Below are 20,790 nucleotides of genomic sequence, written 5' to 3'. Positions count from 1 at the left end.
ACATCCGTGCACAGAGCCGGTGCCCGCTTCAGGAGCCCCGTGCCCCGGCGTTGGCGCTGAAGTCCAGCATCGCCTTGACGGCCGGCGGCATGGCGCTCCAGAGCTGGCGCTCCAGGGTCTGCAGGTCCTGCGTCATCGACGACACCGAGCGCACCTTGGCATAGGCAGTCTGCTTTTCTGCGAGGAGCTGGCTTCTTGTCTGCTGGGCACTGGTTCGGATGTCGTCCAGATACTTCTGCTCGATCTCGGTGCGCCGCAGCGCCTGCGACAAGGCGGCCATGGCCTGGGTGAGCGAGCGGCTCAGAAAAGTCTCGGCGTAGTCCAGGGCGATCACATCCTTGTAGGTCTCGATCAGCGTCTCTGCGGTGCCGGACCCCGGCACCGCGTTGGCAATGGCCAGCATGCGGTAGACCGGCTCGCTGGTGTTGTTGATGAAGCCGATGTCGGCGGCGCTTTGCGCGCTGCGCGTGACGATGTTGTCGGACATGCGGCGCAGCCGCTCGGTCACCAGTTGCGTGAACGGTTTGACCGAGACGGTCGTGCGTACCGGGTTCATGCACTCGGCGGGTTCGTCGCAGACATAGACGTCGACATCGACGTTGCCTTGGGTTGTTGAATCGGCACGGCCAAGCAGCAGGTCGCGCAAGCCGGTGATGGTGGGCTCGGCATAACGCGGGCTGGCGCCGTTTCCATCGTCGTCCGGTGGTGTGAGGATGACGGTGCCGATCAGGCTCATGATCAGCTCGCGCTCCTGCTGGCTGATGTTGCCGCCCACCTGGTTCAGTGCCAGCCAGGTGACGTTGCCCTTGACGAAAGTGACGTTGCGCACGTTCGGATCGGCGGAGTTGGCGGCGGTTTTGACGACCGAGGGCGCGTTGGTGGCGCAGGTCAGGCGTGCCTCGGCGCGGTCGGTCACGCTGCCCAGGTACTGCGAGATGTTGGCGCAGCCGCTTTGTACCGAGCTGTCGAATTCGCCCACCACGCCGTTGACAAGTGCCTGCGCGGCTTCGCAGGAGTTGATGTTCATGGCGTTGATCTTGTTCATCTGGTCCTGCAGTTCGGTGAGCAGCTTGTCGATGTCGGGCGAGATCGACTGCAGGGCCAGCTTGAAGGCGTAACCCACCGCGTTGGAGCCGATGTTGCGCAAGAGGGCGATGAACTGCTGCTTGTTGATGAAAGAGAACGCACCGCCATAGATGTCGATGCCGCCGCAGCCGGCACGCATGCTGGGCAGCTGGGTATTGATCAGCGGGTAGTTGCGCCCGGGCGCGCGCATCATCAGGCTGCCGCCGGTATATAGATTCATCGCCTGGCCGCGGAAGGCGCCCGGGGTGGTCACGTTGCCCAGTGCTCCGAGGTCGTCGAACATAGCCTGCATCTCGGAGTTGAGATTGGCTGGCAGGGCGGCGATCGGCGTGACAGCCAGTGTCAACGAAAGCAGGCTGGCAATCAGGCGCATCTTTTGAGTAGTCATCGCAGCGTTCTCCCGGGGTTTGGCTGGTCGTCAAGGCGGTTGCCTTCGTCACGTGCATCCCTTGCCAGGGTGGCGATGCGCTCCAGAAGCTCTGAGTCCGACATCAAGCCGAAGCCGATGGGGCGAATCTCGCGCTTGGACGGATTTGTCAGGTACAGGGCGGGTACCGAGCGCGCGTTCAATCGGCTGGCGATGCCGTTGTCGGGACGGGCATTGGGATAGTCGGGCAGGGTTCCGCCGTCCATGCTCACAGCCAGCACCGTCATGCCGAACTCCTGCTCGAAGCGTTTCAATATGGGCGCGAAGCGGTGACAGAACGGGCAGTCGCTGCGGAACACGAAGATGAGTCCGTGGGTGGCAGCCAAGCCACGTACGGTCTGTGCGTCACGGACCCGCTGCTGATCGTCGAAGACATTGATCGCCATGGCGTTGGTTGGCCGACCGGTCATGGCGTAATCCAGATCGGGCACGCTCCAGACCAGGCGCTGCCAGCGGTCGGCAAAGGTCTGGGATTTGTCCATCACCAAGCGCTGCAGGCTCATATAGGCCAGCAGATTGGCGTCGCTCGGGTTCATGACTGCCACCCGTTTGAGGTCTTCCAGGCGTTGCTGCAGCGCTTCGAAGTCGCTCAAGTCCTTGGGTTTCTTCGGGGTAGTCGCGTGGGGACGGGGCTTTCCTGGCGCTGGATCGCGGTACCAGAACCAGCCTTCGCGGTGTTGGCGCCAGTAGGTTGTGACTGCGTCCGAAGCATCGGAAAGGGGCACGGCATCCACGGCCGTGATGTCGTCGTCCGGCAACGCGGTGGTTTGGGCGGCCGTCGCGCCGCCGGTCATCGCAAGGCAGAGCGCCAGCCAGCTCGTGATTAGCGGATTCTGATTGAATGCTTTGAGCAAGAGAGCTTTGGCCATCGATCACTCCTGGGGAAACCGCCCGTCGGCGCAAAAGCTCAGTTGGTAGACCAGTTCCTGGTCCTGGCGTGCGTCGCCAACCAGAACGGCGCTTTGACGTGTCGTCACTTCCAGGCGACCACATCCGGTTTGGGGCAGCGCGCGCAGACGCCGCACGTCGATCTCGATCGGGCTCGTCGCGTCGAACTTGCGCTTCAGGTAGATGGCTCCTGTGCCGGACAGGACGCCATACGCTTCGCCGCTCTCGGCGGCCCGCATCAGCAGCGGCTTGATCTCGGTAACGGCGATTCGCTCGACGGTGGAGGCAACTGCGGGCTGCATGGTCCCGCACGCGATGGCGAGCACTGCCATTGCCGTCGATAGCGTCCGGTTGACGTGGTTGGGGCGATGGCAAGTCATTGGGCGCACCTCGTTCAGGGGGCGAAGTAGCTGTCGACGCGCTGCTGGGCTTTCTGGCGCAAGGCCCCGACATCGAGCATCTTGGGAGCGATCTCGGCATAGAACTCGGTGAGGTCCATGCGCGAGAAGTCCAGGGACTGGAGCTGGGCGACGGTAAAGCCGCTGCAGTCGGGGCTCTTCGCGCCGCCCCAGCTGCGCACGAGCTGGGCGCGCCCTTGCTCGTTCAGGATGCGGGCGAGCCTGGAGTTGAAGCAGCAGTAGGTCTGCGTCGTCTGGATGCAGGTACGGATGATCGGAATCCTGGCCGAGCAATAGCTACCTACGCTGTGGCACAGCCGGTTGTCCTTCTTCATGGCCAGGATTTGCTCGGCCTGATCGCACGACAGCAGGCCCGAGAGCTGGATCGCCAGCATGGCAAGCGACCAGGGCCCGGGCACCAGGGTTTCGATGAAGGAGCTGACCGACAGGTCACCGGCCATCAGACCGGCCAGCGCCGAGGAGCCGCCACCGGCGCCAAACAAGGCCTCGAAACCCTGGATCACGACATCCGGTGCGTCCGAGGTAAACAATGCATCAAAGGTGTAGCTCGATCCCACGGCGCCGGCCACCTGGCTGGCGGCGCCTGCGATCAGGCTCATGTTGGAGAACGAGGAACCGCCAGAGCCGCCGCCCTTGCAGCAGTTGACCAGGCCGAAGAGTTTCTTGCGGCACCGGTTGTCGTAGCCCTGGAAGACGACCAGGGTGTTGGGGTCGATGTACTGGCCGGCTTCGCGCTGCACTTCCAGCCCTGCAATGGCGCGGGCGAAGTCGGCATCTGGCGCGTGCGATGTGTCAAAGCACTGGCCATCGATGCAGAACTGCTGGCTGCCGCAGTTCGTCACTGTGGAGGTGGCGCCGCTGGCCACCCGGCACTGCCAGGTCTGCTCGAAGACCATGCAGGCGCCCTGCGCGTTGGTATCCACACAGTTTGACCCCACCTGGCTGCAGCCCCTTTCAACCAGTGGCTGGCAGTCGTCGGTCGAGTTCTGCGATAGGCAGCTGAATTCGGAAGTGGTGCGCCAGCAGTCGCGATAGACCAAATGGCCGCCGATGTTGCGGGTTGCCGGCCCCTCGACGCAGACCTCCGAGTTCTTGACACAATCGGCAGCATGCGACGGCGAAGGGCTGGCGAGCAGTATGACGGCCGCGAGCGCCGCGAGCGCCGCGAAGGCCGGCAGCCATCGGTCGCATGCGTTTTGTGTTGGCCAGATGGCGGTCATTGGGTGCGAGCCTCCAGCGCCGCGCACTGGTTGTCCCAGGTGTCGGTGAACGTCACCGTCGTCGGCATCGCGAAGGTGCTTGTGCCGAAGTAACTGGTGCGTTGGCAGGGGTTGGAGAACCAGGCGCCGATGGAGCAGTTCGCTCCCGAGCAGGACTGGCTGTAATGGGTCTGGTAGCAGAGGTAGCCGTCGACCTGCGACGGGCCGGGGGTCTTGGGGATCTGCGTGTTGAGCGTGCCGGGCACGTATTGCGAACCGAGCTCCATGTAGACCTGACCGCTGCTCTTGGCAATGGTGAAGGCATGCATCAGGTAGCTGTCAGACCCGCAGCTGAAATCGAAGGCCAGGTAGTCGACGCAGGACGGGCAGGGATCGGCGGTGACACGGGTCAGGAACTGCCCGTCCGAGCAGCCCGGTGTCTGCATCGGAGTCACGATCAGCACCTTGTCGCAGGACAGCGTTTCCATCGTCCGGTACTGATGGCACAGCGCGGTCTCGAACCGGTCCGGCGTGGTGGTGGTCTGTACTGTGCAGCCGCTGTAGGTGCCGGCGATACTGCCGGCGATGGCTTGTGGATCGGCGGTGATGGTCTTGGCACCAAGCAGAAGTGGATCGGATCGCGTGATGCTGAACATCGGACGACGGGTAGGGTTGGTCTGCGAGAAGTTGACCGCGTTGCAGGCCTGCGCGGTGGGGTCCCCGCTGTCTCCCGGGCCGGTACATGCGTTTGCCGCAGCGGCAGCAGGTGCCGCGATGCCTGGGCTGCCGAAGTAGGAGGTTTGCGGCGGGTCGGCGGTGTAGCCGGGCACGCCGGACTGCAGGGTGTCTCCGTTTATCTGGGAACGCGCCGCGCTGTTGCCGCTGCGGCCGAGTGCCGCGCCCTGGTTGAAGGCGTCAAGCAGGGACTGGGCCTGCACCGACAGGCTTGATACGGCGATCAGCAGGGCTGTGACGATTCGATGGATCATGACTTGCGCAGCCTTTGAAGAATCGAGCTGACGCGGGGCGCTGCCTCGGGGCTGCGCCGCACGATCGCGTCCAGCGCATAGTCCAGGCTGACGTCACCCGAGATCGAAAGGTAGGCAGCTGTGGCCGCAGGCGTTGTGCAACCAGTTCCGCCACTTCCACTGCTTCCACCGCTTTTGCCGCATTGGGGCAGGTCGGGCACTGTGCCACCGCCTGACGTACCCGCCACGGGTTCGTCGGTCAATGTCAGCACGAAAGTCGGTGCGGCGCTGACAGAGAAGCGTGTGAAGGCGTCCGGGTCGATGACCCACGACACGCGCCGAGACTGGATCAGCTCGCTCACCGCTGCCAGGGTCTGGCGCATCGATTGGGCCTTGAGTCCGCGCAGCACCAGGGTGGCTCCCGAGCGATCGGCCTGGTCGACCAGGCGCCGCAGGCTGGCGCGCGGCATGTCAAGCGTGATGAAGATGCGCAGCGCGCTGGTGCCGTTTGCGTCCTGGGGCGGCGCGCCGATTGCCGCGCCTTGCCTTGCCATGGCTGCGATATCGATATTGCCCAGTGCCGGTAAGTCGGGCGCGGTGGGTGCGATGCGGGGCATCTCGCGCGGAGGCTGGGTGGCCAGGCGAGCGGGTGGGGGAAGGGGTTGGGCCTTGAGGGCCCGCGCCATATCGTCCGGGCCCGGCCACCGAGGCGACTGCGGTGACGGAGTTGACGCGGACGAGGGTAAGGACGGCGGAGATGGCGAGATGGGCCTCGGCTGTGCGCGCCCGACGCACGGGACGAAGACAGCCGTTGCGAGGACGGCCGCAACAAGCCAGCGCCAGCGGTCACCAGAGTTTTCAATAGGCGCCGGCACAGCAGTTCCTTTTGCGAAAGATCTGATACGAGAAATCTTCGCCACTGACCGGGTATTCCTTGCCCGCCCCCCAGATCATGGTGGTGCGGCCGTAGGGTTGGCAGCACTGGCCGCTTTCCTTGGAGGTGGCGGGCACCGGATAGACCATTTGCAGCTTGTAGTGGGTCTTGTCCATGATCGGCAGCGGGTAGTAGCCGCACAGACCCTGGCTGCCGGCGCCGCTAAAAGTGGTGAACTGCCGGTGCATCTTGGCCGTCATGCGCTGGGTCAGCAGTACGGAGGCCTGAACGCCGCCGATGTGGGTGGTGACATGGCCGGTCATCGGATAGATCGACCCCTGGCAGCCGGCACACCAGAAGAGACTTGCTATCGGCATGCCGGCGCTGGCCGCAACACAGTCGGCAGCGCAGGCCGCCTTGGCAACCACGTTGGCAAAGAGCACCGCCTCGGGGTTCAGGATCGCGGAGAGTTCGTCGTCGGCCCACAGCGGGTCGACCTCGGTCAGGTAGGCCAGATCGAGAGAGCCTTCCTCCAGACACGGGAAGTCGAGCAGCACTTCGAGCCAGCTTAGGATCGGGTTGGCGTACCAGTGCACCTGGTAGAAGCTCGATCTGGTCTTGCTGTCGTGCCCGACTTGCGCTCCACGTGGAACTTCGATGCCGGGGTCCAGTTGTAGACCACCAAGTCCGACCATGCAAAACGGTGTGCGCGTGACATCGACCAGTCGCACCGGCTCCCAGAAGCCGATCGACACGCCGATGCGCGGTGGGTTCTTGCAAAAGCATACCGGCGAGGAGGGATTGCTGATGTCCGGCTGGCCGTCCGAGATCAGGGTGCTTGATCCGAGGGTCAGTGGGAACATGCAGCTCCAGCAGATGTCGGTGATCGGGTTCATGAATTGGCCGTGGCAGGTCGGTCCAGCTTGGGCCGACGTGGCCAGCCCCAGCAGGCCGGCCAGCACCGCAACAGTGGCGATGAGCCGGCGCAGCAAACGGGTCGATGTGGAGTTACAGGAGTTCATCGATGCGCAGCCTGTTGCCGTCCTGCGTGACGAGCGCGGGCACATGGCGGATCCCGAGCTGGGTGCTGAGGCGGCCCTGCTGGTCGTAGAACACCGCCAGCTTCCAGCGGCGCATCAGGTCGAGGTAGGAGCCGCCGGTCAGGATCAGCTTCACCTGGCCCTTGTGCGCGCCGAGTTCTCGCTGCGCGCGCTCGAGCTGGGCGCTGTCGCGCGCATCTATGAACAGCAGCGGACGCGACAGCGACACGGTGTCGAGCGGGTTGACGCGGGTGCCGGGCGCCACGATGACCCGGCCATCGGCATCAAGGATGGGGTAGGGCACCTCGATGCTCGGATCGAAATGAAAACTCCGTGCCCGCGTGGCGCGGGTGATGCCGGCAACGGGTGCGGGTTGCTCGACCTCGCGCCGGATGCGTGCCTGGCTTTCGCGCTGCAGGCGGGCCAAGCCGCCGCTGGCATCCATCTCGCGCAGCTTGGCCTGGATCACTTCGATCAGGCTGGGCTCAGAGATGGCGTAGACCGGCCCGATCACGCCAAGGTCGCGTGCGTGCGCGCACAAGCTGGCGAGCAGGGTGATCGCCGCGATCGCCATGCGCAGGTGGCTGCCGAGCGCGAAGGTTCGCCGTGGCTGGTCTGGCCGCGCCGACGTTTGCAGTGTGTGCATGGCTTCAGAACAGCGCATGGGCCCGTCCGATGATCTGGGTTTGCGACACCCAGCCGGTGAGTGCGTAGCGGGAGTCCAGGCTGTCCGGGTGCGGCGCGCGCATGTAGTAGGCGCCAGCGGGCAGCGTGCCGGTCGGGCCGGGTTCGAGTTCGACCCCTTGCCTGCTCATTCGCTTGGCCCGACCCACGGGGTAGCCGTTGACGAAGTAGTCATGGTCCACCTGGGTCACCGCGTCGCCGGGCATGCCGGCGACCACCTTGATGAAGGTTGCGCCAACCGGGTAGGGCCCCCCGCCCATCCAGCGAAAGGCAACAAGATCGCCGCGCTTTGGCATCTCGCTGCGGTGGATCAGAAAGAGCCGATGGGGAAGGCTTTCGGTGACGTTCAGCGCGACCGTGTAGTGCGTATCGAACCACAAGATCGCCACGGCGCAGGTCAGATAGACGAGGCTCCAGCGTTGAAGGTGTCGCATCAACCGCTCGAAGAACAGCGAACGGTCGAAGCTCCGCCAGAGTGCCTGCGCTTTGACGATACAAACCGCGTCGATCCGGCTTGTGGTCCGCCCTGCGAACAGGGTCCGCGAAAACCTGCTCATGGCCGTACCTCCAAGCCGAGCCGGCGGCGCACATCGGGTGTCAGATCGACGAGTTGGGCGCCGGAGCCCAACACCGCACCGCGCATCAGGACTAGGCAGCCGCATTCCTGGGGCAGCGCCTCGATGAGCTTGCTGAGTTCGGCCCCAAAGACCGCCGCGCGCTGGATCGCCATGGCACGCTCCAGATCTCCGATATCGCGTTTGACGAGAACCGCGGCAACCTGGCTCTCCTTGAGCCGATAGAGCTCTGCCACATCCAGTGTTCCGAATGTCGCCTTCTGAGAGCGCTGCATCCACTGTGACCACGATAAGGCGCCACCGACAATCAATAGGCTCACTATTGCGTTGATCACGATCAGTCGCAATGCGTCGAATCGGGTCATGCCTGTCCCCTGTCGATTAGCACCGCCTCGATGGCCTGGGACACCGTCATGCCGGCGGCACGCTTGGCGTTGATGGCACTGAAGTCCTCGGCCCGGCTGCTGAAGAGCAGCAGGCTGTAGGGGTCGACGATCAGGCGCCCGACGCCGTTGCCGGCCGGGGAGTGGATGAAGACTTCGGAGAACGCGCCGTGTTCGGTGCGCAGCGACTGCAGGAGCCGCTTCATCGCGTCGTCCATGGTGACCTGCCCGAGCTTGTCCATCATCTCGACAGACTCGGGCTTTTGGCGCAGCAGGAACATCCAGTCGGAGTTGTCCAGCGCAGCCTTGGCTGCCGGGTTGCGGTAGTAGTCGTCCACGCCCTGGGTGGCCGACATGAAGGCCCCCTTGTACTTGCGTGCGCGGCGGTAGCCGGCCTCGATGAACTCGGCAGTCGCCCCGCCCGAGAGCAGGTCCCAGGCCTCGTCAATGATCACGATCTTCTTGCGGTCACGCGAGAAGTACATCTCGCGGGTGATGCGGTACATCATGATCAGCAACACCACGGTTTGCAGGTCTTTCTTGGCCTTGAGCTCCTCGAGTTCGAGCACGATGAAGTCGCTGCTGAAATCGACCGTGGCGTGCGAATCAAAATACTTTCCGTAGGTGCCCTCGAGCGTGTACGGCTGCAGCATGGCGGCAAGGTCCTTCAGGCGCCGGTCGCCTTCGACGGCAGGGGCTGGGCTGTCGATGTCGTTGCCGTTGCCGTTGTCGCTGCCTTTGTAGATGGTGTCGTCGAGCCGGCCGGTGGCCAGCAGGTTGTGGATGTCGGTGACGGTCATCTCGCGACCTCGTGTCTTCCAGACCTTCTTGATGGCCGCGCCCAGCGTGGAGTACTGGAAACCTTCCAGGGGTTCGCGCGGCGAAACCATCTGTGCGAGCAGGGGCTGCAGCAGTTCCATGTCTTCGTCGATATCGTCGACGAAGCTGAAAGGGTTCAGCGACAGGCCGGCGTTTTCGGTGAACTCGATGAAGCTGCCACCGAAGTTGCGGCACGCCTTCTCGTATGAGCGGCCCACGTCGATGATCCAGACGCGGGCGTCGGTTCCCAGATACGATGCGGCGATCTCGTTGAGCAGCAGCGACTTGCCGGAGCCCGAGGTGCCGGCGATGGCGACGTTGTAGTTGCCCGCCGGGTTGTCGTAGACATCGATCTGCATCAGCTGGCCGCGGCGACCACCCAGCAGCAGCACCGGCGTACCGGTGCCCTGCCACTCCGCGATGAGGGGTGCCAGGTGCACCGCGTTGGCCGAAGTCTTGGTGGTCACGCGTTTCATGCGGGCGAGGTCCGCATGGAAGGGCGGTGACATCGTCATCGGTAGCGAGCCAATGAGGCCCTGGGTCATCATCATGGTGTCGCGCGAGAGCTCGAATCCGCGCGCACGGAAGATGGACCTTGCCGACTGCTCGGCCCGTGCCATCTCGAGCCTGGGAGCAAAGAGCGCCACCTGGTGCTGCAGGCTGACGAGTTGCTTGCCGTCGTCCATGGCCTTGAGAACGATGTCCCAGTCCAACTTGCGCTCCTGCATGTCGGGCAGGAAGCGCGCCATATAGCTCGTCGCGTTGGTGGTGGCGCGCGCGGACTTGAGATACGCCCAGTTGCGCGTGGCCTCGGGGTCGAGCACATGCACGCCGAGCGTGATCATGAAAGGGCACGGGTACTGGAGCGTGGCCTGGTAGAGATCACCGATCAGGCTGCCCATGTTCCACAGCGCAAAGCGTGCCGGACACGAACGAACCGACAGCAGGCGCAGCTCGCAATTTTCTTGTGCGGCCGGGTTGCTGATGTCGATACCGGTCCGACCGATGTCGAGCTGCGTCGAGCGGTCGATCATTTGATCGCGCAGCTCCCGGCCCGGGTCGTAGGTGAGGGCGATGCCTTCTCCAGCCTGGCGATGCGGATCGACGAGAGCGGAGACCCAGTTGATCAGTTCGCCCGCCGTCCAGGACCGGGACGGGAAGCCCGCCGCGTGCAATGTGGCGCGGTGCCCGTCGCGCATCAACAGTAGCTCATCGATGCGACTCAGGTTCTCCGGGCTGCCGGGCAGCGAGACGCTGAGGATCAGCCGGAAATTGCGCAGCAGGTAGCTTTGGTTGGGCAGCAGAGAATGGCGGGCGCCTGCCAGGTAGTGCCCGACGCGACGCCGTGCCATGGTGCGGTGGATATTGCCGTGACGGCCCGGCCGTCCCCACCTTTGCCCATGGGCTTCGAATTCCGGCACGACCTCGTCGGGCAGTCGCAGGTCGGCATAGCGGCCGAGCGTGCCGCGGATGTCCGGACTGGCCAGCAGGTGGAACTGGATGCCGGTGCCGACAGGCGATGAGGCATACAGCGCGGTGAGCACCCGGGCCATGTCCTCGTCGGCGCCCGATTGGGGGCGAACCTCCAGGCAAAAGCCCAGCGCATCCCGGTTGATGAAAACCTGCTGGTCTTCGAGGTAGGCCCGGTAGGGCAACCATTGCGACAGACTGGCGCTGTCGCCCGGGCCCTGCGCCCGACCGGTGCCAGAGAGCGGCAGCAGATCTGCGGCGCGGGCATTGCTCAGGGCCGATTCGAGATCGTTGATCAAGTTGCGCAGCATGCTCAAGGCTCGGTGGGTGAGGGGTCGGCCGCTGACCTTGCGTCGGGAGCCGGATCAGGCGCGGAGGGTGGTACGAGTGGCGGCGTGGTGACGTCAAGCTTTGAGCTCGGCGCCGGGCGGACCCGGTCGATCAGCCAGCGCCCCGTGTCGATCACGACGTGCACGAAGGACGCATCGTGCAGATCGCCATCACGGTCTTCCCAGGGCGCGACCCACAGCCGCAGTACGCGAGGGGACGAACGAAGCTTCGCGGCGGCGCGGGACGCCGCGACATTGACCGAGGTACTGGCTGCGGCTCCGGCCGGGGTGCTAGACGCGGGGCCTGGTGAGGCGTCCGCTGGTGCTGAGGGCCGCGTCTTACGAAGCGTGGCGGGGACGGATTCGGTGGCAAGGAGTCCTTGCGGTGGTCGCTGTGTTTCATGCATGGCTCGGGTGGCAAAGGGGTTGGCGTTGGCGCCCGAATTTGCTCCGGTGTCGGCGCTGGAGTTGGCGTAATTGCCAGAGACGGACGTGCACTGGGCGCCGACAGGCGCCTTGCAGGCATAACTCTCTGTGCTCCCAAGGCCCGACAGCGAGGAAGCGCATCCGGCGAGGACGATCGCCATCGCCGTCGTCACGCCCATGGCGGTGACCCTTGCGCCCGGGTTCATCGGGGCATGACCTCTGCCTTGGCGCCGCCCTGGGCGCTGACTGCCGATCGCATCAGCCAGGCCTCGATCTGCTCCTTGCTGGCTGCGCCCGGCAGCATCCGGCCATCCAAGGCGATCAGCGTCGGTGTGCCGTTGATTCCCAGCCGCTCGCCCAGAGCGACGTTGCGATCCACCGGATGCGGGCAGTCGGCCTGGGGAACGGATTCGCCGCGCCACATCATGGCGTGCCAGGCGGCGGTGCGATCCGTGGCGCACCAAACCGAGACGGCCTTGCTGTGCGCCGCCGGGTGCAGGGATACCAGTGGCATCAGGAAGGTGTAGATCGTGACGTTGGTGAGATTGCGAATGTCGGCCTCCAGCTTCTGGCAATAGGGACAGTCCGGATCACTGAAGATCGCCAATACGCGCGCGCCGTTGCCGCGTACCTCCTTCATCGCATCCGAGAGCGGCAGCGCGTCGAAGTCGATTCGTGCGAATGTGTCCTTGCGCTCGGCAGTCAGGTCACGCTGCGCTTTCATGTCGTAGAGGTGACCGAACAGGAAGTACTGCCCGCTCCCGTCGACATAGGCCAGGTTGGCGCCCATCGTGACCTCGAACACCCCCGGCCAGGGCGTGGGGTTGATGGCACCAAAGCGGGTGGACGGGTACAGCGCCTGCAGGCGAGTGCCGATCGCGCCAGTGGCGGCCCTGGTGTCGGGCGTTGTCGGTGCGAGCTGCTCCATTGGCGCCAATGGCACTGTGGAGCCAGCCGGTTGCGCGGCGCAGGGTAACGCAATCGCGGCTGCCAGCAGGCCGGCTACAACGGGAGAAAACAGGTGGGCGCGCAGGCCACGGGTGGCCCGAATGTGGGGTTCATTCATCTTCATCTTCAGTTCTCCTGAGTTGGTTGGCGCGTGCCGCGAGTCGCGGATAGGCATCAAAGTCCTGCGTGGCGGCGTCCAGTGGCCCTTGCAGGGCGATGCCCTGGGTGATCACGACGTCGACGGTGCGTCCGGCGTCGATCTCGACGACCGGAAGAACCTTCTCGGCCAGCGTGATGTAGTACTGGGCGAGACGGTCCAACGCCTTGCCTACGCCAGTGCCAATGCCGGCCTCAATCTGCTTGCCGGGCTCGATAGTGCTGGTCGTGCCCAGCGGCGAGATCGACATCGTGGTCGAACTCTGCGTGAACGCCTGCCCGATGCCGCTGGCGACTCCAGCCAGCAGCGCATTGGCCAGAATCTGGCCCTGCTTGGACACCAGGCGCCCGCGCATGCCGGCCTTGCCGTCTTCTCCGGCGATATAACCCTTGATCGGGACATCGATGGCCGTTCCGTCCCGCGTGATACACGACAGTGACTCGGTGCGGATATAGGCGCGCTCGGAGCTGACATCGCCGTAGCCGGCGCCCACGACAAAGCACTCCTTGATCTTGGAGCGGAACTGGTTCGGAAGCACCGCGTTGTCCATCAGGCGCAGCAGCACCGGCTGTGGATTGCGCTGGGCCTGCCCACCGGTGGGCGCGTCCAGACCTCCGAGCAGCAGAGCCCGGGTGAAGGCGCCGCTCGGGATGTAGCGTCGCGTGTCGCGTTGCGCAGCACCCTTGACCGCGGAGTCGGCCGCGGACTTCGTCGCCGGCGCCGGGTCGGCCAGCGTGATGCTGACGATTGCCGACGGTGCGCTGGTTGGCATGCCGCTAGAGCCAGGCGCTGGCAACGGGTTGACGCTGCCGGCGCGGTAGGGCGCAGGGGGTGGAGGTGGTGGTAGCTGCGGGAGAGTGCGTAGCCCGCTGCCGACTTGGGACTCATTGGCTGCGTCGGGCCCAAAGTTTGGGCGGGTGGCAGGCGCTGCGACTGGGGGTGGGGGCAGGGAAGTGAGACCATTGGCCTCCAGCTTGCGCAGCCGCTCGATCATCTCGAGGCTGCGGCCCTCCATCTCCTTGTCACGTTGAGTCAGTTCGCGCGACTTCTGTTCGATGGCACGCAGTTGTGCGTCGGCCTGTCCCCGCCAGGCATCGCGCGGGTCGACCTGGCCACCGGGCGCCAGGATGTTGGTCGACTTCAGTTTCGATTTGCGCTCGGAGTCGGGCTTGGAACTGGTGAGTGATATCGAGAACAACGCGCCGATGACGATTGACGCGCCGATTCCGCCCAGCAGCAGGTACTGGCGGCGCTTGACGGTCACCGAGTTGGAGACGGTTTCAGTCATCGCTGCGCCGCTCCCGGATCACAAAAACGTTTGTCGCCTCACCCGGGCGCAGGCTGGGCCGCTCCACGCTGACCGCCATCACGCCGGACTTGAATAGTGCGGTCTCAGCTATTTCCATCGTGGTGTCGGCGACGTTGGTCAACTGGTACTTCTCACCCACCACGCCGGTGCCCAGCAGTACCCGCTGCAGGGTGAGACGTGTCCCCGACCACAAGGCGACATCGCGCGCCGGCTCCAGGGCTTGCATGTCGTCGGGCAGGGCGTCGTCCGCGAGCGCGAGAAGCAGGTTCTTGAGGGTGCGGACATGACGGCCACTGGCCTCCACGCGTGTGGGCCCCGTGCTGCGTTCACGCGGCTCGCGAATCATGATCGTGTCGCTCGGGGTGTCGACAGGCTGAAGCAGCAGCGCGACGGTGCCGCGGTCTGAGGTGAGGAACAGGTTGATCGGCTTGGTGCTTTGTGGATCCGTGGGCCGCACGAAGATCTGGCCCTTCTCGTCGTCCTTCTCCAGCACAAACTCGCCGGCATTTCCGGTGACTTTGCGCACCCGTCCGCGCTCGAATGCGATGCGGGTGATCTCCTTGCGCGAGACCTTGCCGAGCACGGTCTGCCCGTCTTGCGCATCCACGATCTGGAGCGCGTGGGCGGGATTACCGATTAGCAGCGGCAGCAGCAGTGGAGGTAGCAGAAGGCTTGGTTTCCAGGGGATCATTGGGATGGGTCTCGCGAAATGCCTTGAGAAAGACGCGGCCGCCGGCGTACTGCAGCTCGATGGCATAGGCCTTCGAGACTTCGGACACGCGGCGGTCGCTGATGAATGTGGTGAGTTGCCCGCGTATGCCCACGCGTTGGGTGGCCTCGTCGACGATCAGGTCGCGTGCGCTGAAGATCGTCGAGGCACCGTCGCGTTTGAGGCGATCGGCGGTTGCGGTCATGGCCGTTCGCAGTTCGCCGTAGGATGCGGGGGCGGCGTACTGCATCAGCACGCTGGCCTGGTGGTCCACGCTCTGGGGCGTGACGTCAAGCGTGAGCTGCATCAGGAAGTACGCCATTTGCTGCAGGTACTCGGCGCTGACCCGCTCGGACTCGACCCAGAAGGTCTTGTTGATGGTGGGAGGCACCAACACCACCCGTTCACGGTTGGACATGCGCACTGTCAATAAGGCCAGCACGACGTTGACGAGCAGCGAGCCGGTGAGCAGCACTGCCAGATACGTCGTGGCGCGCCGGGCACTTGCGATGTCTGCGCGCAGCCATTCCAGCCTCATCCCATCAACTCCCGTTGGTAGGAGGGCGGCGTGCGCCTGAGCCCCGAGATGATCGAGGGAAGGTGCCAGTACAGAAGGTGAAGCGCAAAGGCTGGATGCTCGCCCGACTTGGCTTTGGCGAAACTCAAGGCCAGTAGCACGCCCAGGGCGCAGCCGGTCATGAAGAAGCCGGCCAGCAAGCCGGCCAGCACTGCCCCCAGGAAGATCAGGGCGACGTCGATCTCCCACCAGAACATGCGGGGTGCATCGTTGAGCCGGCGCGGGATATCGAGCGAGGCGTCGTTCATGGCTGCAGCGCTTCAGATCGTCGCCGTCATGATCGAGTCGATGATGTTCGGCACGTAGACCATGAACAGCGCGAACACGACGCCAACCAGGGCCGGAATCGGCGAGGACCGCGCCACGCCGATGCCCGCGCCCAGGATGAAGGCGGCCACGGCTATCGCCTTGCCCAGATAGCCGGTAGCCCAGTCCAGCAGCGTTGTGTACATGGTCTGGAACTCGGCGCCGGTGGTGCCGGCGAAGGCCGAGGTGGCGCCGAGCGCCAGGAGAATCGCCATCGGTGTGATGAAGGCGATGCGGCGGGATGGTTTCATGGGAAGTCCTTTCTGGGTAGATGCAGTGAGTGCAGGGAGAGCGGTCGGGAGATGGATGCGGGCGTTCGCAGCCGCTATTGCGTGCTCGCCGTGACCGCCACGGGTAGCGGTCTGGTTGATGCAATGGTGGGTTGTCCAGGCTGTGATCGCGCTCTGGTCGCAGCCACCTGGCGGTAGACCCGCTCGGCGTAGGCGCGGCGCAGTGCGGGGTTCGTGGCGTTGTAGGCGCCGATGGCTTCCCAGGTGTAGCCCAGCCGCTGGACGTTGCCGGCGAGGATCCAGGCTCCCACATGGATGCTGGTGCAGGGATCGAACAAGTCGCGTTCCGCGATGCCGTGCGTGGTGAGTTTGGGCAGCCAGGCGGAGTTGATCTGCATGAGACCGATGTCGCGCGAACCGTTGCGGTTGAGTCCGACGGCTTGCGGATCGAGGCCGGATTCGGTGCGCGCGATCGCGTACAGCAGCTCTGGGCTGACGCTGTAGCGTTCTGCGGCCTGCTCCCAGCACGCGTGAGCGGGGAATGCCGCGATCAGGCAGATCGCCACACCCCATCCCACCTGGGGGCTGCTGTTCATCGACTTGGGCAACAGGATCTCCTCAAACGTTGGAACCTGCGTTGGCCGTTCACGGCGCTGCGCGTATGGAGGGCATCGTAGGCAGGCAAGGCGGTTGAATCGGGGAGAATCAGGCCCCGGAAAATGCCTCGATTCCCCCTTGCAAACCTGCGGGTCCAGTGGATCGAAGTGGGTTCCTGGCAGAGTTGCGTCGGGAGGCAGGGGTGGGAAGGGTTCAAACCCACCGCGCGAGAACGATGTCAAGGCCGAATCAGTGCTTCGCGTTGGCCTTGGTCGCCTTTGATGGCTGCCCGCACGCGCCCAATACTGGCCGGATGACGCAGATTGACGATAGGCACGAGCCAGCTTTTGGTGGCGAGATCGACGACCGCATACGGATGCCGACCGGGTCGCGTGCGACGCCTTCAGTGCTGGGCGCCGAACGGCCGGTGTTTGAGGCGCAGGCGCTGATCGATGGTCTGGGGTTTGGGAACGCAATTCCGGCCCTGCGCATCAAACTGGCCTTCCCCTCGGAGGTCTTTGCGCTGGCAGCGCGGCCGCTGATCGATGTCCATGCCGAGTTCGTCCAGATGCTGCCTGTGTTGGAGTCGAGCCGCTTTGGGCAGGCTGGTGGACAACTGCACCGGGCGCTCGCGACGACGCTTCGGACGCTTGATCGCCGACGCGGACAGATCCTGCCGCGCGGCGAGGCGCCCGAGGTAATCGGGGCACAGGCGCACAGATGGACCTATGCGGTGTTCGTGGCGGCGCTGCTGCGAGATCTGCCGCACGTCTGTGTGGGGATGCGTGTGTGGATGGAGCTGGGCACTGGCATTCCTCACGCGTGGAATCCGATGGCGGGTTCTATGCGGGCCAGCGGTGCGCTTGGCTACCGGATCGAATCCTTGGCGCCCGGGGTGGTGTCGGACGAGGTCGACCCGGCCATGGCGTTGCGGCTGTTCGAGCGGTGCGTGCCCGCTCTTATCCACGACTGGCTCGGCGAGGATCTTGCGTTGATGGCTGAACTGCGCGCGTGCCTGAGTGGCCATGCGGATCCGGCTGGAGTGATCGGCGAATTGGTGGCGCGTGATGTGCCAGCACGGGTGTCGGCACCACCACCGGTGGTGAGTCATGCGTCGGAGATGCCCGCAGCGAAACCAGTCGCAGAAGCGAGAGTCCCGGCAGCGCAGAACCTCCCTGCCGCGGATTCGCCCGAGTTTCTGGAGGCGGTGGCGCCTGAAGAAGCCGCACTCGCGGGGCAGTTCATTGCGTGGCTGAGCCGGGGAACTATCGGAGGGGCGTTGCCGGTCAACACGCCGGATGCCGCTGTGCACGTGGTGGTGGAAGGTTTGTTGCTGGCTTCACCACGAATATTCCGGGAGTTCGCCAAACAACAAGTTGAGGGTCGTGAGGCCGCTGCCGATAGCGCCAAACGCGTGCAGCGTGAGGTCTTGCAAGCAGGCTGGCACCTGCGCGCCGAGGGGGGCGTGAATTTTCATTGGTATGAGCGCAAGCGATCTGGCGGCGGTAGCACCCGGATTAACGGCGTCGTGATTTGCGATCCGCAGCGATTCATCCAGCCGCTGCCGGCCATCGATTCGACGCTGGTGCGCGTGGTGGATGGCTCAAGTCCTTCTGCTTGATGGCCTATCCGCTCGAATCTCTGCTGCGCCCGGCGTATGAACTTCGCGCGTCTTGTGTATCGGCGCTCGGCGCGGGCGTGGTGGTCTGGGATCCGGGACTGTTCTTGTTGAGCCGCCCCTGGGACTGGCTGCTGGCCGGTGCATTGATGGGGCATGCCGCGTGGCGAGGCACGGCTGGCGTGCGAAACCTGCGCTACCGTGCCAATCTGAGGCGTCAGCGCCGCTACGATGTGACCTCGACCGAGATCCCGTGGTCGGCCGAGCGGCTGTTTTTGGGGCGGGGTTTCCAGTGGGACCAGCGTCATACGCAGCGCCTGTTCGAAGCTCGGCGTCCAGAGAACCAGCCGTTGTTGCAGCCAGGTTTCCTTGCAGGGTTATTGGCGCGGCTTCGTTGGCCGGCAGCGGCGCCCCCCGGCCTGGGCGGCGATCCGGCGATCCATGGTGTCGAGCCCGTCGAGGCTGATATCTGGATGGACATCGCCGACCGGGTCGGCCACACGCTGGTGCTTGGCACCACGCGCGTGGGCAAGACTCGTCTGGCGGAATTGCTGATCACCCAGGACATCCGCCGCGGCGAGGTGGTGATCGTGTTTGACCCCAAGGGCGACATCAACCTGCTGCGCCGCGTCTATGCCGAGGCCAAGCGGGCAGGGCGCTCGGACGAGTTCTTCATGTTTCACCTGGGACACCCGGAGATCTCGGCGCGCTACAACCCGGTGGGCAGCTTCTCGCGCATCACCGAGGTGGCGACGCGTATCGCCGGCCAGTTGCCCTCGGAAGGTCAGTCAGCCGCCTTCAAGGAGTTCGTCTGGCGATTCGTCAATGTAATGGCGCGTGCGCTGGTGGCCTTGGGCCGCAAGCCCGATTACCAGGAGATCAACCGCTACGCCTCCGATGTCGAGCCCTTGCTAGTCGACTACTTCGAGCACTGGTTCGACCACGAGCCGGCAGCCGCCGGCTGGCGTGAGGCATTGCAGGCCATGGCGATCGACAAGAAGAGCCTGGACAAGGGCCTGCAGTCACGCGGTGCGCGCGCGGTCAGCCTGGTCGAGTACGCGCGCCGCCGCAAGCTCTACGATCCGATCGCCCATGCGTTAGCATCGACGCTGAACTACGAGAAGAGCCATTTCGACAAGCTGGTGGCGTCGCTGCTGCCCTTGATGGAAAAGCTCACCACCGGTCGCACGGCAGCGTTGCTGTCGCCGACGCTCGAGGATCCGACCGACTGGCGGCCAGTATTCGACTGGACCTCGGTGATCAATCTGGGTGGGATCGTCTATGTCGGGCTCGACGCGCTGTCCGACTACGAGGTGGCGGGCGCAGTGGGCAATTCCATGTTCGCGGATCTCACCAGCGTGGCCGGCAGCCTCTACAAGTTCGGGCCAGGGCGCGGACTGCCGGGCGAGATTCGCCCGCGGCGGATCGCCATCCATGCCGACGAGTTCAACGAGTTGATAGGCGACGAGTTCATCCCGCTGCTGAACAAGGCCGGTGGCGCCGGATTTCAGGTGACCGCCTACACGCAAACCTGGTCGGACGTGGAAGCACGCATCGGCTCGCACGCCAAAGCCGGCCAGATCGCCGGCAACTTCAACACGCTGATCATGTTGCGCGTAAAGGAAGTAGACACGGCCGAACTGCTGACCGACCAACTGCCACAGGTCCACGTGGTGTCGACCATCGTGTCGTCGTCGGTATCGGATACCAACGACCCTGGCGAGTTCACCGACTTCGCCAGCCGCAACGAGGACCGTATCGCCCCGGAGAGCTTGCGCATGCTGGAGCCGACCGATCTGGTGCAGTTGCCCAAGGGCCAAGCCTTTGCATTGATCCATGGTGGCCAGTTGCACAAGATCCGGATGCCGCTGCCCAGTGCCGAACACGACCCGCTGATGCCCGAGGGCCTGGCAGCGATCGGGCAGGCGCTGCGCAGCCGACTGGATGGGCCTTGGAATCGGCCGGAGTACGATCAGGAGGAGGCCCAGGAAGTGGAGTCCAGTCATGGGGAGTAAGAACACGTCCTTCCATGATGGTCCCTTGGCTGGTGTCCTGCTGAGCCCTCTGAAGTTGGTGTTCTCGTTGACGCTGGGATTGGTAGCGATCCTGTTAGTCGCCTGGAGCATCGACTGGGTGTTCGTGTCGCGGGTGTGGCCGGATGGCTTGGACCGGTTGCGCGGTCTGCTGGCCGCCGATCTCGGGCACGGCATCGCGCTGGCGGCACGGCAGGGCCGGGAGGCTGGAGAGATCACCGGGCCGGCGAATTTTCTGTATGGGTTGATGTTCGAGGCCACCGGCATCCATGACATGGGGCTGCGCTTCGCCGAACCATCGGCCTTGTCGATCCCGGACACGGTGGTCCGTCGCAGCTACCTGGCCAATCGCGAGGCCATCGAGACCGCGATGGTCGGAACGCAGTTGCTGGGTGTGCGATTCGCGATCCTCATTCGCTTCCTGCCATTGCTGCTGCTGCTGTACGCGGTTGGTGCGGTGGATGGACTGACCGAGCGTGCGATTCGAAGGTCCTGCGGAGGGCGGGAGTCGGCCAGCCTATACCACCGGGCGAAGTACCTGCAGATGGCGGTGCTGGGGCTGGGCGGGGTGGTCATCTTGGTGTGGCCGGGAACGATCGCCTGGGCTCCGGTCATCGCCGGAATGGCGGTCGGCTCGACAATGCTGGCACGTGCTCAGTGGGCGTACTACAAAAAGCATCTGTAGTGGCCTGACCACCGATGATCGGTGAGTCTCACGA

General features: G+C 64.7%; 22 protein-coding genes. 3 read left to right on the top strand and 19 right to left on the bottom strand.

Annotation, left to right across the window (positions count from 1 at the left end; all coding sequences use genetic code 11):
- Positions 1 to 28: 28 nt before the first annotated feature.
- The 19 genes from ACMUOY_RS03070 to ACMUOY_RS02980 all read right to left on the bottom strand — a co-directional run bounded on the left by ACMUOY_RS03070 (position 29) and on the right by ACMUOY_RS02980 (position 16,431).
- Positions 29 to 1,474, bottom strand: a complete 1,446-nt coding sequence (locus tag ACMUOY_RS03070) for a conjugal transfer protein TraH (RefSeq protein ID WP_413890962.1) — start codon at positions 1,472 to 1,474, stop codon at positions 29 to 31.
- Entirely contained in the window at positions 1,471 to 2,382 is a 912-nt protein-coding gene (traF, locus tag ACMUOY_RS03065) for a conjugal transfer protein TraF (RefSeq protein WP_413890960.1), read from the bottom strand. Before traF ends, ACMUOY_RS03070 begins: the two co-directional genes overlap by 4 nt.
- A 3-nt stretch (positions 2,383 to 2,385) precedes the next feature.
- Complete coding sequence (locus ACMUOY_RS03060; RefSeq protein WP_413890958.1) at positions 2,386 to 2,781, bottom strand: hypothetical protein; 396 nt, start codon at positions 2,779 to 2,781, stop codon at positions 2,386 to 2,388.
- Positions 2,782 to 2,795: 14 nt separating this feature from the next.
- Positions 2,796 to 4,040, bottom strand: a complete 1,245-nt coding sequence (locus ACMUOY_RS03055; RefSeq protein ID WP_413890956.1) for a conjugal transfer protein TraN — start codon at positions 4,038 to 4,040, stop codon at positions 2,796 to 2,798.
- Entirely contained in the window at positions 4,037 to 5,008 is a 972-nt protein-coding gene (locus tag ACMUOY_RS03050) for a hypothetical protein (RefSeq protein ID WP_413890954.1), read from the bottom strand. Before ACMUOY_RS03050 ends, ACMUOY_RS03055 begins: the two co-directional genes overlap by 4 nt.
- Complete coding sequence (gene trbC / locus ACMUOY_RS03045; protein ID WP_413890952.1) at positions 5,005 to 5,541, bottom strand: type-F conjugative transfer system pilin assembly protein TrbC; 537 nt, start codon at positions 5,539 to 5,541, stop codon at positions 5,005 to 5,007. The genes ACMUOY_RS03050 and trbC overlap by 4 nt, the downstream gene beginning before the upstream one ends.
- A gap of 304 nt (positions 5,542 to 5,845) precedes the next feature.
- A complete protein-coding gene (gene traU / locus ACMUOY_RS03040; RefSeq protein WP_413890950.1) occupies positions 5,846 to 6,883 on the bottom strand; it encodes a TraU family protein in 1,038 nt (345 codons plus the stop codon).
- Positions 6,870 to 7,547 carry a type-F conjugative transfer system protein TraW gene (traW, locus tag ACMUOY_RS03035; RefSeq protein ID WP_413890948.1) on the bottom strand — a complete coding sequence of 226 codons (678 nt, stop codon included), beginning with the start codon at positions 7,545 to 7,547 and terminating at the stop codon, positions 6,870 to 6,872. The genes traU and traW overlap by 14 nt, the downstream gene beginning before the upstream one ends.
- Positions 7,548 to 7,551: 4 nt before the next feature.
- On the bottom strand, positions 7,552 to 8,142 hold the full coding sequence (locus ACMUOY_RS03030; protein WP_413890946.1) for a S26 family signal peptidase: 591 nt from the start codon (positions 8,140 to 8,142) through the stop codon (positions 7,552 to 7,554).
- The gene (locus tag ACMUOY_RS03025; RefSeq protein ID WP_413890944.1) at positions 8,139 to 8,525 is read right to left on the bottom strand and encodes a hypothetical protein; all 387 of its coding nucleotides are present in this window, start codon (positions 8,523 to 8,525) and stop codon (positions 8,139 to 8,141) included. Before ACMUOY_RS03025 ends, ACMUOY_RS03030 begins: the two co-directional genes overlap by 4 nt.
- Positions 8,522 to 11,143 (bottom strand): type IV secretion system protein TraC, encoded by a 2,622-nt coding sequence (traC, locus tag ACMUOY_RS03020; RefSeq protein ID WP_413890942.1) that lies wholly within the window; start codon positions 11,141 to 11,143, stop codon positions 8,522 to 8,524. Before traC ends, ACMUOY_RS03025 begins: the two co-directional genes overlap by 4 nt.
- 2 nt (positions 11,144 to 11,145) lie before the next feature.
- Positions 11,146 to 11,748 (bottom strand): type IV conjugative transfer system lipoprotein TraV, encoded by a 603-nt coding sequence (gene traV / locus ACMUOY_RS03015; RefSeq protein WP_413891024.1) that lies wholly within the window; start codon positions 11,746 to 11,748, stop codon positions 11,146 to 11,148.
- A 41-nt stretch (positions 11,749 to 11,789) separates the two neighbouring features.
- Positions 11,790 to 12,653 (bottom strand): DsbC family protein, encoded by an 864-nt coding sequence (locus tag ACMUOY_RS03010; protein WP_413890940.1) that lies wholly within the window; start codon positions 12,651 to 12,653, stop codon positions 11,790 to 11,792.
- Positions 12,646 to 13,980, bottom strand: coding sequence for a TrbI/VirB10 family protein (locus tag ACMUOY_RS03005; protein ID WP_413890938.1), 1,335 nt, complete (start codon positions 13,978 to 13,980; stop codon positions 12,646 to 12,648). The genes ACMUOY_RS03010 and ACMUOY_RS03005 overlap by 8 nt, the downstream gene beginning before the upstream one ends.
- Positions 13,973 to 14,692 carry a type-F conjugative transfer system secretin TraK gene (locus tag ACMUOY_RS03000; RefSeq protein ID WP_413890936.1) on the bottom strand — a complete coding sequence of 240 codons (720 nt, stop codon included), beginning with the start codon at positions 14,690 to 14,692 and terminating at the stop codon, positions 13,973 to 13,975. Before ACMUOY_RS03000 ends, ACMUOY_RS03005 begins: the two co-directional genes overlap by 8 nt.
- On the bottom strand, positions 14,631 to 15,248 hold the full coding sequence (gene traE, locus ACMUOY_RS02995) for a type IV conjugative transfer system protein TraE (protein WP_413890934.1): 618 nt from the start codon (positions 15,246 to 15,248) through the stop codon (positions 14,631 to 14,633). The genes ACMUOY_RS03000 and traE overlap by 62 nt, the downstream gene beginning before the upstream one ends.
- Positions 15,245 to 15,535, bottom strand: a complete 291-nt coding sequence (gene traL / locus ACMUOY_RS02990) for a type IV conjugative transfer system protein TraL (RefSeq protein WP_413890932.1) — start codon at positions 15,533 to 15,535, stop codon at positions 15,245 to 15,247. Before traL ends, traE begins: the two co-directional genes overlap by 4 nt.
- 12 nt (positions 15,536 to 15,547) lie before the next feature.
- On the bottom strand, positions 15,548 to 15,844 hold the full coding sequence (gene traA, locus ACMUOY_RS02985) for a TraA family conjugative transfer protein (RefSeq protein ID WP_413890930.1): 297 nt from the start codon (positions 15,842 to 15,844) through the stop codon (positions 15,548 to 15,550).
- A gap of 74 nt (positions 15,845 to 15,918) precedes the next feature.
- Complete coding sequence (locus tag ACMUOY_RS02980; protein WP_413890928.1) at positions 15,919 to 16,431, bottom strand: lytic transglycosylase domain-containing protein; 513 nt, start codon at positions 16,429 to 16,431, stop codon at positions 15,919 to 15,921.
- Between the two features lie 302 nt (positions 16,432 to 16,733).
- Between ACMUOY_RS02980 and ACMUOY_RS02975 the strand changes: the two genes are divergently transcribed.
- From ACMUOY_RS02975 to ACMUOY_RS02965, 3 genes are read left to right on the top strand one after another with little or no spacing between them, the layout of a single operon-like run.
- Positions 16,734 to 18,041 carry a TraI domain-containing protein gene (locus ACMUOY_RS02975; protein WP_413890926.1) on the top strand — a complete coding sequence of 436 codons (1,308 nt, stop codon included), beginning with the start codon at positions 16,734 to 16,736 and terminating at the stop codon, positions 18,039 to 18,041.
- Complete coding sequence (traD, locus tag ACMUOY_RS02970) at positions 18,041 to 20,053, top strand: type IV conjugative transfer system coupling protein TraD (RefSeq protein WP_413890924.1); 2,013 nt, start codon at positions 18,041 to 18,043, stop codon at positions 20,051 to 20,053. Before ACMUOY_RS02975 ends, traD begins: the two co-directional genes overlap by 1 nt.
- On the top strand, positions 20,043 to 20,756 hold the full coding sequence (locus ACMUOY_RS02965; protein ID WP_413890922.1) for a DUF4400 domain-containing protein: 714 nt from the start codon (positions 20,043 to 20,045) through the stop codon (positions 20,754 to 20,756). The genes traD and ACMUOY_RS02965 overlap by 11 nt, the downstream gene beginning before the upstream one ends.
- Positions 20,757 to 20,790 lie beyond the last annotated feature (34 nt).

Origin of the sequence: Candidatus Skiveiella danica (genome assembly GCF_022705245.1) — a bacterium.
GTDB lineage: Bacteria > Pseudomonadota > Gammaproteobacteria > Burkholderiales > Burkholderiaceae_C > Skiveiella > Skiveiella danica.
This window is presented reverse-complemented; position numbering and strand designations above follow the sequence as displayed.

Bases quoted from the DNA above. Each gene is read 5' to 3' on its own strand.
- ACMUOY_RS03070 (WP_413890962.1), bottom strand. From the start codon at position 1,474: ATGACTACTCAAAAGATGCGCCTGATTGCCAGCCTGCTTTCGTTGACA.
- traF (WP_413890960.1), bottom strand. From the start codon at position 2,382: ATGGCCAAAGCTCTCTTGCTCAAAGCATTCAATCAGAATCCGCTAATC.
- ACMUOY_RS03060 (WP_413890958.1), bottom strand. From the start codon at position 2,781: ATGACTTGCCATCGCCCCAACCACGTCAACCGGACGCTATCGACGGCA.
- ACMUOY_RS03055 (WP_413890956.1), bottom strand. From the start codon at position 4,040: ATGACCGCCATCTGGCCAACACAAAACGCATGCGACCGATGGCTGCCG.
- ACMUOY_RS03050 (WP_413890954.1), bottom strand. From the start codon at position 5,008: ATGATCCATCGAATCGTCACAGCCCTGCTGATCGCCGTATCAAGCCTG.
- trbC (WP_413890952.1), bottom strand. From the start codon at position 5,541: ATGGCAAGGCAAGGCGCGGCAATCGGCGCGCCGCCCCAGGACGCAAAC.
- traU (WP_413890950.1), bottom strand. From the start codon at position 6,883: ATGAACTCCTGTAACTCCACATCGACCCGTTTGCTGCGCCGGCTCATC.
- traW (WP_413890948.1), bottom strand. From the start codon at position 7,547: ATGCACACACTGCAAACGTCGGCGCGGCCAGACCAGCCACGGCGAACC.
- ACMUOY_RS03030 (WP_413890946.1), bottom strand. From the start codon at position 8,142: ATGAGCAGGTTTTCGCGGACCCTGTTCGCAGGGCGGACCACAAGCCGG.
- ACMUOY_RS03025 (WP_413890944.1), bottom strand. From the start codon at position 8,525: ATGACCCGATTCGACGCATTGCGACTGATCGTGATCAACGCAATAGTG.
- traC (WP_413890942.1), bottom strand. From the start codon at position 11,143: ATGCTGCGCAACTTGATCAACGATCTCGAATCGGCCCTGAGCAATGCC.
- traV (WP_413891024.1), bottom strand. From the start codon at position 11,748: ATGGCGATCGTCCTCGCCGGATGCGCTTCCTCGCTGTCGGGCCTTGGG.
- ACMUOY_RS03010 (WP_413890940.1), bottom strand. From the start codon at position 12,653: ATGAATGAACCCCACATTCGGGCCACCCGTGGCCTGCGCGCCCACCTG.
- ACMUOY_RS03005 (WP_413890938.1), bottom strand. From the start codon at position 13,980: ATGACTGAAACCGTCTCCAACTCGGTGACCGTCAAGCGCCGCCAGTAC.
- ACMUOY_RS03000 (WP_413890936.1), bottom strand. From the start codon at position 14,692: ATGATCCCCTGGAAACCAAGCCTTCTGCTACCTCCACTGCTGCTGCCG.
- traE (WP_413890934.1), bottom strand. From the start codon at position 15,248: ATGAGGCTGGAATGGCTGCGCGCAGACATCGCAAGTGCCCGGCGCGCC.
- traL (WP_413890932.1), bottom strand. From the start codon at position 15,535: ATGAACGACGCCTCGCTCGATATCCCGCGCCGGCTCAACGATGCACCC.
- traA (WP_413890930.1), bottom strand. From the start codon at position 15,844: ATGAAACCATCCCGCCGCATCGCCTTCATCACACCGATGGCGATTCTC.
- ACMUOY_RS02975 (WP_413890926.1), top strand. From the start codon at position 16,734: ATGACGCAGATTGACGATAGGCACGAGCCAGCTTTTGGTGGCGAGATC.
- traD (WP_413890924.1), top strand. From the start codon at position 18,041: ATGGCCTATCCGCTCGAATCTCTGCTGCGCCCGGCGTATGAACTTCGC.
- ACMUOY_RS02965 (WP_413890922.1), top strand. From the start codon at position 20,043: ATGGGGAGTAAGAACACGTCCTTCCATGATGGTCCCTTGGCTGGTGTC.